8 protein-coding genes and 2 pseudogenes are annotated in these 10132 nt (G+C 44.8%); all 10 read right to left on the bottom strand.

The window, feature by feature from the left end; genetic code table 11:
• Window positions 1–1578: pseudogene (locus tag ENN47_10975) on the bottom strand (DegV family EDD domain-containing protein).
• Between the two features lie 133 nt (window positions 1579–1711).
• Complete coding sequence (locus tag ENN47_10980) at window positions 1712–1912, bottom strand: cold-shock protein (GenBank protein HDP78680.1); 201 nt, start codon at window positions 1910–1912, stop codon at window positions 1712–1714.
• A gap of 176 nt (window positions 1913–2088) precedes the next feature.
• On the bottom strand, window positions 2089–3399 hold the full coding sequence (locus ENN47_10985; GenBank protein HDP78681.1) for a DUF4129 domain-containing protein: 1311 nt from the start codon (window positions 3397–3399) through the stop codon (window positions 2089–2091).
• A 94-nt stretch (window positions 3400–3493) separates the two neighbouring features.
• Window positions 3494–4774 carry a DUF58 domain-containing protein gene (locus ENN47_10990; protein HDP78682.1) on the bottom strand — a complete coding sequence of 427 codons (1281 nt, stop codon included), beginning with the start codon at window positions 4772–4774 and terminating at the stop codon, window positions 3494–3496.
• A pseudogene (locus ENN47_10995) lies at window positions 4761–5711 on the bottom strand (MoxR family ATPase). Before ENN47_10995 ends, ENN47_10990 begins: the two are co-directional and overlap by 14 nt.
• A 155-nt stretch (window positions 5712–5866) precedes the next feature.
• On the bottom strand, window positions 5867–6880 hold the full coding sequence (locus ENN47_11000; GenBank protein ID HDP78683.1) for an extracellular solute-binding protein: 1014 nt from the start codon (window positions 6878–6880) through the stop codon (window positions 5867–5869).
• Window positions 6881–6895: 15 nt separating this feature from the next.
• Entirely contained in the window at window positions 6896–7684 is a 789-nt protein-coding gene (locus ENN47_11005) for an ABC transporter permease (protein ID HDP78684.1), read from the bottom strand.
• Window positions 7684–8568: an ABC transporter permease gene (locus ENN47_11010; protein HDP78685.1), complete on the bottom strand. Its 885-nt coding sequence runs from the start codon at window positions 8566–8568 to the stop codon at window positions 7684–7686. Before ENN47_11010 ends, ENN47_11005 begins: the two co-directional genes overlap by 1 nt.
• Window positions 8558–9685, bottom strand: coding sequence for an ABC transporter ATP-binding protein (locus tag ENN47_11015; protein HDP78686.1), 1128 nt, complete (start codon window positions 9683–9685; stop codon window positions 8558–8560). Before ENN47_11015 ends, ENN47_11010 begins: the two co-directional genes overlap by 11 nt.
• Window positions 9686–9760: 75 nt before the next feature.
• A partial coding sequence (locus ENN47_11020; protein ID HDP78687.1) for a DUF401 family protein occupies window positions 9761–10132 on the bottom strand: 372 nt, incomplete at its 5' end.

The following is a 10132-nucleotide window of genomic DNA, read 5'->3' on the forward strand; positions in this document are numbered from 1 at the left end:
CCAAGTATCTTCTTCATGTTTCCGAGTTTGCTGAAGGCCTTTCCGTAAAGTTTTGAATTGCCTTCCCTATCCACAGATACTATGGGTTTCAAATTAAAGGCCTTTCCCACCAACCCAAGCACCGGACTGACTCTCCCCCCTTTACCATGTATTTCAGCGTGTTAACGCTGACGAAGATCCTTGTGTTATTCGTCAGGGCTTCAATAGTCTCAACTATTTCATCATGATCTCGTCGTTCCTCAATCATCATTGCGGCCTTAAGCACAAGGAGACCAATTGATCCTGATACGTGCCGGGAGTTGATTACGCTGATCTTCTTCCCCCTTAGTCGCTCGGCAGCCTTTATGCTGGCATTCCATGTACCGCTTAGTTTATCAGAAACATGAATTGCAATTATTGAATCATAGTGCGTTCCGAGAAAGTGATAAAGATTCTGAAGTGTGTTCATACCCGGCTGCGCTGAAACTGGGTAGTCCTCTGCAGAGTCCAGCAAAGAATAGAATTGATCGGCCTTCATCGTTATTTTGTCTAGATACTGGCTTTGACCAAAGTTGAGATACAACGGAACCATCTGGGTCTGATAATAGTCCAGTACTTCCTTCGGTAAATCGCATACTGAATCTACAACGAGAGCGATTGGATATTTCCGTTTCTGGCTAACTCTATACTGCATTTCCATGTCGTCAACCTTCTGCTGAGTCACATTTCCAATGTCTTTCAGTCTATAAAACAACTCGGCCGGGTCATTTGTATGAACATGGATTCTTACCTTGCTCTCGGTGCCGGCAACAAGAGCAGAGTCTCCGGATTCGCCAATGATTGACTTAATTCCTTCGATATTTAGATTGGTACCTTCGATTATCGCTTCAGTACAGAATCTATTGTCAATGTTTCCTTCGTCGATGTGGACGTGATTTCTTAGCTCAACATCCGGGATTATCTCATCTTCAAGATTCACACCCTTGCCGCTAAGAAAAGTCTTGGTTCCTTCAATAAATGCAACGAAGCCCTTTGCGCCTGCATCGACCACGCCGGCCTTCTTCAGTATCGCTAGTTTATCAGGGGTTTCTTCAAGCGACTTCTGAGCGACTGCGTTCGACTGAGCTATCACTTCGAGCAGCGATTTGTCGGAACCATTAATAGTATTGAGAGCATCGGCCCAGTCTTTCATAACGGTCAGCATAGTTCCTTCAACTGGAGTAACCATAGCGTCATAAGCGTAGGATATTGCTTCTTGAGCCGCTCGTGCGAAAGTCTGTCTATGCTTTCACGATTTCCTATTGCAGTACTGAGCCCATGCATATACTGGGCGAATATCGCTCCGGAATTTCCCCTCGCTCCCATCAAAGCAGCATCAGCGATTGATCTAGTCGTTTTGCCTATTGAATTGGATACATCTGTTAGCTCAAGAATATGACGCATCGTCGAAGCAAGATTTGTTCCCGTATCGCCGTCGGGAACAGGAAAGACGTTTATCTTATTCAGGTCATTCTGCACCTTTATTACGGCACTTGCACCCGAGGAAAAGGCATTGAAGAACATGGTTCCGTCAAGTGTATTCATTGATCTGGAGTCCATCGTTTCCTCCCGCTATTTGTTTTGATTATTGATATGTTAGCACAGGGAAGAGGGATTAGTCGGATGATTACAGGAGAGAACAAAAAAATCGCCCGCTAAAAGCGGGCGATCCGGTTCCTATATGGACAATCGATTACTTCGCAATTCTAACTTTTGCTGCCTGAGGACCCTTTGGACCGTCTTCAACATCGAATTCGACTCTCTGTCCTTCGTCAAGGGTCTTGAAACCGTCCATCTCAATAGCTGAGAAGTGAACGAAAACATCCCCACCGTCATCCTTAGTAATGAAACCATAACCTTTTGTTCCGTTGAACCACTTTACTGTTCCTGTCATACTTAAATGTTCCTCCTTAAAACTACCTTGCACCACTTGCAAAGCGATAGTGTCCTTTGGACAGATAGATTATAACACAGACTTTCAAATAAAATGCAAGCTGCCTGCAAGATTAATTCGATTATTTCTGAGATTATAGCTTTTCCGGCCTGGCCAATCTATGGCGATCTAGATTATTATGTTCTGCAAATGGTTTTAATTAATGTATCCAGATATTCTTTCAGCTCAAGCAGAAGGCTTCTGAATTCTCTGCACTGAGCCTCGTCCGGTTCACAATTGCCATATTTTACGGGAAGATAGATCTCTGTAAGCTCTTTAAGAAAGAGATTGGTTTCGTTCCTGGTCTGTCTGATTAGTTCGAAGGGTGTCAGATGGCGCAGATCATCAAAGTAAATGTTTCTCAGTAACTGATAACTTGAAATGATAAACGCTCTTCCCTCACAGTCATCGGGGATAATCATACTTTTCTGAATGCCTTCGGTTCTTCTTGATTCTTCAACGAGTGGTGTAGAAGATACTGTTTGCCGCTTTCCTGTAATTACGAATACAATGTAGGCAAGAAGAGATGTGAGAATCGCAATGCCAACGAGGGTCGTCCACCTGAGGATATCGTAAGCCGAAAGACCCATGCGCGGTGCCACTTCTGAATGAGCTTCTTCGTCTTCCTGAAGCCCAGTTTCTTGCGGAGGAGATAGAGATGCCGAGGGTTCACCAGAGATTCCGCCGGCGCCAAATACAAATTCTTCTGAAAGAGGTAAGGATCTCAGATACATGAAGCCACCAACCAGAACAAGCACAACGGAAATCAAAACCATCAAGGGAAGAACAAGGCGCCACCAGCCCCTGAACTCTTTGACAGCCTTTCTCGCTATGGACACGACAAGAACCAGAGCGATTGTGTAGAATCCGAAAGGAAAGAGGGAGTCTAATAAGCCTATCTCGGAGACTTCTTCTATCATTGAAAACTCATTAGGATCTTCGGTATTTCTTATTCCAGAGGGGAACGGAACTTCTGTAGCTGCTGAACCCACGTCTTTTATAGACATTTCTGATTGGCTTTCGTTGATGTCAACGACTGAGGACTTCATTCTTACAGATAGTAGCCCTCCCCTGTAGTTGCCCAGAGACAAAATGGCTACTAAAGGAATAATGACTCCGAGAGCCACAAAGATCTTAGGAACATTGGGTATTAAGAGTACCCGTATTAGAATAACCATAAGTGTAATGTAAGCTCCAGTATTTTGCAGTACGGGACTTGCTGAAAGAGAGATACCGACAATGAACAAACCGAAAACAGATAGATATTCCTTTCTGTCCATCGTAAGCACGATTCCCACTATTGCTCCCAGTGCTGAAAGCGACAAAGCGACACCTGTTCTCAGAACCCCAAGAAGCAGAATCATTATCGTGAAGAAGAGAATCGGTAGCAATAGATAAATGCTGCAACCAGCTTTCGTCCTTCCAAGGTAAAATAGAAATCCTACCAGCCCAGAAAGAATACCCGCAAACAGAACTCCTCCGGCTAAGAAAAGCATCGTGAAACTTACTGTGAAGACAACGCATGCATCAATTAGCGAACCCTTATCGATTCTCAAGATCGACAAGCACCTCCTGGATCGACTGGTTATCGCCGACAACTCTGACAATTATCTGCTCATCTTCAAGAAGAGCGGCTCGTCTTTTTAATCCCTCGATTGTTCTAGGAAGCATCTGATAAGAAACGGTTCGCTTTGTCCAGGGCTCTCTGGGGCTGAAAGGAATAATAATTACTACTACCCTGCTGGAATGAGATTTCGCCCTTAGGAGCTGGGGAAGAATATCCTCTCCGAGATACATAGAAATAATCACAACAGTTGTAGCCGGGTCGAATCGTTCAAGATCATCTTCAATTACCTCGGAGAGCTGTGGACCCTGATCGCTGCCTCTAGTGTCGGCGAGCAATTCGGCAAAGTCAGTCCAGTCTCTGCCGAGGCCACTCAACCTGAGAACCTCATCACCAACGATCACTAAGCCTATTCTTCCTCCTGATCCATATGTGAACCTGACTAAGCTAAGGGAAAGCTGCACGGCGATCTCTTCATAGTCAATCCTGATCTTCTCCCAAACGTCGCGAGCGAAAATCTCTCCTGAAAGATTCAGGTCGAGGTAGAGGATGGTGTTGCTGACGGCAGTGTAACCAAACTCCTTTATCATAAGCTTGCCAAGTTTCGCCGAGGCGTTCCAGTGAATCCGGTTAAGCGGTTCCCTTTCATACTCCTTTATCCCTCTAAAATCTACGGGATCTTCCATCAGCTCAAAATCGCTACGGCTACCGGGAAGCAGTTCCCTGAGTCTTAAGGGAAAGTAATCGATATTCATAATCTTTGGGAGCACAAGTATGGATTCAGGAGCAAAGTATTTGGCAGTGTGAGAGAAGAGTCTCAGAGGATCTCTTGAAATAAGAACAAGCCGAGACAAATCTTTCTTTCCACGTCTCCTGAAAGTTGTTTTCGTCTCAACTTCTCTGTCCTCGTTTGGGGACAAGACGAAGGAGCTTTCTTTCGGTACGAAGTATTCTCTATCTCCTCTAATTACCGGGAAGAGAGTTGTGCTCAGTGAGATGAAACGACTTCCTTCGACAGAATATATTATTGTGAGAGTCTCATCAGAGAAAAGCCTTTCTCTGTCAATAGAACGCGTTATGGTAATTGTTTTCAGAGTCCTTCTAGACAGGTAGTAGTAAAGCCAAACGATCGCAGAGAACAGTACAAATGTTACTGAGAAAGCATTCAAAGAGAGCAATGACCAGCAAACTGAAGCGACCGTTGCAACTATTAGCGGCCTTTTTCTGGACTTGATTTCCTCAAGATCAAGCCTTTTCATATTCTAAAGGAATTGGAATTGACTGCACTATATCCATGACGATTTCTCTATTCGTTCTTCGCATTAGTCTGGACTCCGGCCTGGCAATAATTCTGTGAGAGAGAACATCCGGTGCTACTTCTTTGACATCGTCGGGGATTGCGAAGTTCCTTCCCCTAAGACCTGCTAAAGCTCTCGCTGTTTCCATCAAGGCTATTGATCCCCTTGGACTCGCACCCAACTGAATCTCTCTGTGTTTTCTCGTCTCATTAACAATGGAAACAATGTACCCGAGTAGGGAGTCCTCAACCAGTATCTCTTTTGTCTGGTTCATGACGTCAACCAGTTCCTCCCTGCTTGAGACAGGGTTCAAGGCAGTAATAGGGTGTTCTGACGAGATTCCCTTGAGCAATCTCTTCTCAGCCTGTTCGCCGGGATACCCCATCGCAAGTGAAAGAGCAAATCTGTCCAGTTGGGCTTCAGGGAGTGGGAACGTTCCTTCGAATTCCACCGGGTTTTAAGTTGCAATAAGGAAAAATGGACTCCCCATTTTAAGAGTCCGACCTTCTACAGTTACCTGTCTCTCGGCCATAGCCTCGAGAAGGGCGGACTGTGTTCTCGGAGTCGTCCTGTTAATTTCATCCACAAGAAGAATCTGGGTGAATATCGGCCCCTTTCTGAAAGTGAACTCATGTGTCTTGAGATCCAGGATGTTCATACCGGTTACATCTCCAGGCAGGAGGTCTGGAGTGCACTGAAGTCTGTTGAAGTCGAGTCCTAGCGAGACGGCGAGACTTCTAGCCAGCATAGTCTTTCCAACGCCGGGAACATCGTTTATCAGTACATGGCCGCCGCTTAACAGGACTGCGAGGACTCTTTCGATTACCGGGTCTTTGCCCACTATCACTCTGGATATATTGTTCACGAGTTTGCTTCCAAAGTCCTTGATGGGAATCATACCTCACCTCTCGGAAAGTCCGTGGTCTGTTGAGTTTAGCACAGAAAAAACCAACTATCTAAAGATAGTATATATTCCTCCAAAAAGCGCATCTCCTAACTCAATGGAGATGCGCCTAAGATAAGACGATTCTGGGAAATGCTTTCTGTCTAAGACTACAAACCGAATCTAATCTCATTCCAAAGAGTATTGTAAATACGAAGATCCTCTCCAAGATCTCTGATCAGTTCGGTATTCTCAAGATCTTCGGCAGAATAAACGGGTCTTTCCTCAGTCAGTTCTCTTGCAGGCACATTTGGTGAAGGCAGAAGAAGGTAATCGGATACATCTGCCGCAACATCGGGCCTGAGTATGTAATTTATGAAGAGATGCGCATTCTCCAGATTAGTAGCGCCTTTTAGAATTACAAAACTGTCTATCCACAGTGTGCTTCCTTCCCAAGGAATGAAAAAATCAATATTCTTCAGCTCTTCTTCTGTAGCTTCATAGAAGATATTCTCACCGTAACCGTGCACCACCCAAAACTCTCCTGAAATTATCCCCTTTGCGAAAAGCTCGTTATCAAACTTGGCAATATTATCTTTCCATTTTAGAATAAGATTCTTTGCTTCCTCGAGTTCGTCTGGATCGGTTGAGTTTACTGAATAACCGAGGTACTTGAGGGCTGCACCGAATACTTCTCTCATATCATCAAGGAGAGTCATCATTCCCTTGAATTGCGGCAATTCGAAGATCTTCCACGATCTCGGATAGACCTCGACAAAACTCGCATTAACCGCGATTCCGGTAGTTCCCATCATGTAGGGAATACTGTACGTATTCTCAGGATCATAGTACATTTGCTCTACAATATCGGGATCTATGTTTACGAGATTTGGCACCAGAGACTTGTCTACAGGGAGCAACATATCTTCTTTGATCATGATGCTTGTGTAATCTGCAGAGGGCATTGCAAGATCGTATCCACGCGCTCCTGCCTTGAGCTTGGCGAACATCGTCTCGTTCGAATCGTAGTTGTCGTAAGTCACATTTACGCCATACTCCTGCGAAAAGGCATCAATAACCTCACTGGGAATGTAGTCCGACCAGCCGTAGATTATTAGATTTCCCTGACCGAGCGCGAGCACGGAAACGAAAAGTATGGTACCGATAATTGTCAGTTTCTTCATCAGTTGTTCCACCTCCTAGAAGATTAGCTTCCTGAATCTGCTTCCAAAGAAAGATATGAATAGAGTTCCAACAAGAAGCAGAGTCGAAAGCGCATTTATCACCGGGGAGACTCCGAACTTAATCATTGAATATATTTTCAAAGGCAAAGTAGTGGATCCAGGCCCGGCAACGAAAAACGTGATAACAAAATCATCAATGGACAACGTAAGGCTTAGCAGGAAGCCTGCCATTATCCCAGGCATAATCATAGGGACTATCACTCTTCTGAAAACTTGAGAACTCTTTGCGCCTAGATCTCGGGCGGCCTCTACAATAGAATAGTCAAAGTCTTCGAGTCTTGTCATTACTGTTACAGTAACATAGGAAACGCAGAAAGTCACGTGCGCGATAAAAATCGTAATAAGCCCCAGAGGAATACCAATGGCAACGAAAAATATAAGCATCGATACACCCATCAAGATATCGGGAATTATCAACGGTGTGTAGACCAGAACTCCCAAATAACCCTTCATTCTCGATTTGTACCAGTAGAGAGCCACTGCCGCAAAGGTTCCGATAGCTGTCGCCACCAGGGACGATGAAACAGCTATTATAACTGTGTTGAGAAAGGCTCTCCAGACATCTGCCTGTCTGAACAACTCGGAATACCACTTCAAAGTGAACCCCGTCCAAGAAACACCCTGTCTGGAGCCATTGAATGACAGTAGAACCAGAGCGATAATTGGCAGGTACAGGAAGACGAAGGCCAGAGTAGTTATGGTCAAAGAGAATCTGCGCTTACCGATTACCTTCTTCGTCTCCATCAAATCTCCTCCTCGTTCATATAACTCTCGCGAATGGTGAGCCACCTCTTGCTCTGTACTTTGTTCATTCTCATATAAACGAGGAGTCCCAGAGTAGAGATCAACAGAAATATCATCGAAATCGCGGAAGAGGAGGGCCAGTTTCTCGCCACAGTCAGCTGTTTGGCAATTAGATTTCCCAACATCGCCCCGTCAGTTCCGCCCACAAGGTCCGGGATAGCATAAGAGCCTAGAGCAGGTATGAATACCAGGATTATTCCCGCTATAATTCCTCCTTTGATGGAAGGGACAAGAACTTTCATTATCGCCTCGGTTCTCTTTGCGCCCAGATCCATGGCGGCCTCGATGAGCCTGAAGTCGAACTTTTCTATCGCGCTGTAAAGCGGTAGTATCATGTAAGGAAGATACATATAGACTATAACGAGTATCACTGATCCCGGCGTGTACATGAGCATCAAGGGGCTATCGAAACCTATCAGCTGCAAAAACGAGTTGATTACTCCGTTTCTTCCAAGAATAACCATCCATCCAAATACTCGCACAAGGAAATTCGTCCAGAAAGGGACTATTACAAGGGTTAGGAAGATATTGCTTCTCTTCGAGGTAGCTATGAAATAGGCAGTCGGCAGACCAATTCCCAGGCATATTACTGTCGAAACAAGAGAGATCCACACAGTCTTCCAAAGTATCTGCCAGTATCCAGCATTGCCGAGCATTCTGGTGTATGCAGCGAGTGTTAAGGGAAGTTCTACTCCTCCGTATGTTCCTGAAGTAAGAAAGCTGTACAGAATGATTATCAAATATGGAATCAAAAAGAAAACGGTAAGCCATAGGACCCCGGGCAATGACACCAGAAATCCAATCAGATTCCGCTTACTCTTCAAGAGGAACACCGCCCATCTCTCTCAAAACATAACTGTCATCCGCAAACCACCAGACATAAACATTGTCTTTCCAGGAAATAATCACTTCGTCGAGTAAATATCTGACGTGCTGTTTGAATGCCTTCATGTGGGATTGACCGATAGCTACTGTGTATTTTGTTTGACTTCCAAGATAAATCGTTTCGTCAACTACTCCCTTCAGAACATTTAGCTTCACACCTTCGGGAACGATTGGTTTTTCCCTAGTTATCTTTACCTTTTCAGGTCTCAAAGAGACTTGAATTTCCTGGCCTTCGCTTACGTCCATGTCCTTGTAGAACCAGATTTTTCCAAATCTTCCCGTGTCCAGAAGAAAATATTCATTTTCGACTCTATCTACTTTTCCCGTGAAGAAATTGGTTTCTCCGATGAAATTGGCCACAAAGGCGTTTACGGGACTTTCGTAAACTTCGAAAGGAGTTCCAAGCTGGATCACTTCCCCCTCGTTCATAACGGCCACGTGATCGGAAATCGACATAGCTTCGCTTTGATCGTGAGTAACGTAAATGAAAGTAATCCCAACTTCATCGTGGATAGTATCAAGCTCGACCAGCATGTGTTGCCTGAGTTTCGCATCTAAAGCTGCAAGGGGTTCATCCAGCAGCAAGACGGTGGGTCTTCCTACAAGAGCTCTGGCAATTGCTACGCGTTGCTTTTGCCCTCCTGAAAGTTGCGAAGGCATTTTCTCCACATGCCCACTAAGTCGAGTAAGGTCTATCATTTCCATCACTTTTCTCTTCACTTGATTCTCAGGTTCCCTTCTGAGTCTCAAGCTGAAAGCGATATTCTCGAATACGTTCAGATGTGGAAACAATGCGTAATTCTGGAAAACCGTATTAACTTCTCTTTCATTGGGAGGTGTACCGATAATGTTCTTTCCACCAAGAGTTATGTTTCCGGAGGAGGGGTCCTCAAATCCGGCGATCATTCGCAGTATTGTCGTTTTTCCGCAACCGGAAGGACCAAGAAGAGAGAAGAACTCGCCCTGTTCAATATTAAGAGAAACGTTGTCCACGGCAGTGAAGGAGTCATCGAAGATTTTAGTCACATTAGAGAGGACAACGGAGTGTTCTTTCAATTAATTCTCACCTCCAGTCATCGTTAGAGCAAGTAACAAACAGTATATACTACTCGGGTCTTGAGTTGTGTTAATTCAAGTTGACTTAAGGAGTAAAAAGAGAACAACACTAGCCGCAATCGAGAGCAGAGTGACTACCGATATTCTCTTGATGATCCTAGGATACTCGACATTGAAGTATTCGCTAGTCAAAACGAGACACAAGTGAACCGGCGAAAGAAGCACTCCAACAACAGCAAATGTGTAAGCGAGAATCGTCGTGGAAAGTGTCCCGTAACCGTTACCCATACTTAGAATCAGAGGAAGACTCAGCCCCACTCCTGCTTGAGTCACACCGGTCATGAATCCCATAAGAAAGGGCAGAAGAATTACTAGAGTAAGAGGCGGTATTGACCATGACATAAGCTCAGAGCCCATAGACTGGGGAACCTCGGCGATCTCGACCAG

This window comes from Mesotoga infera (assembly GCA_011045915.1).
Taxonomy (GTDB): Bacteria; Thermotogota; Thermotogae; order Petrotogales; family Kosmotogaceae; genus Mesotoga; species Mesotoga infera_D.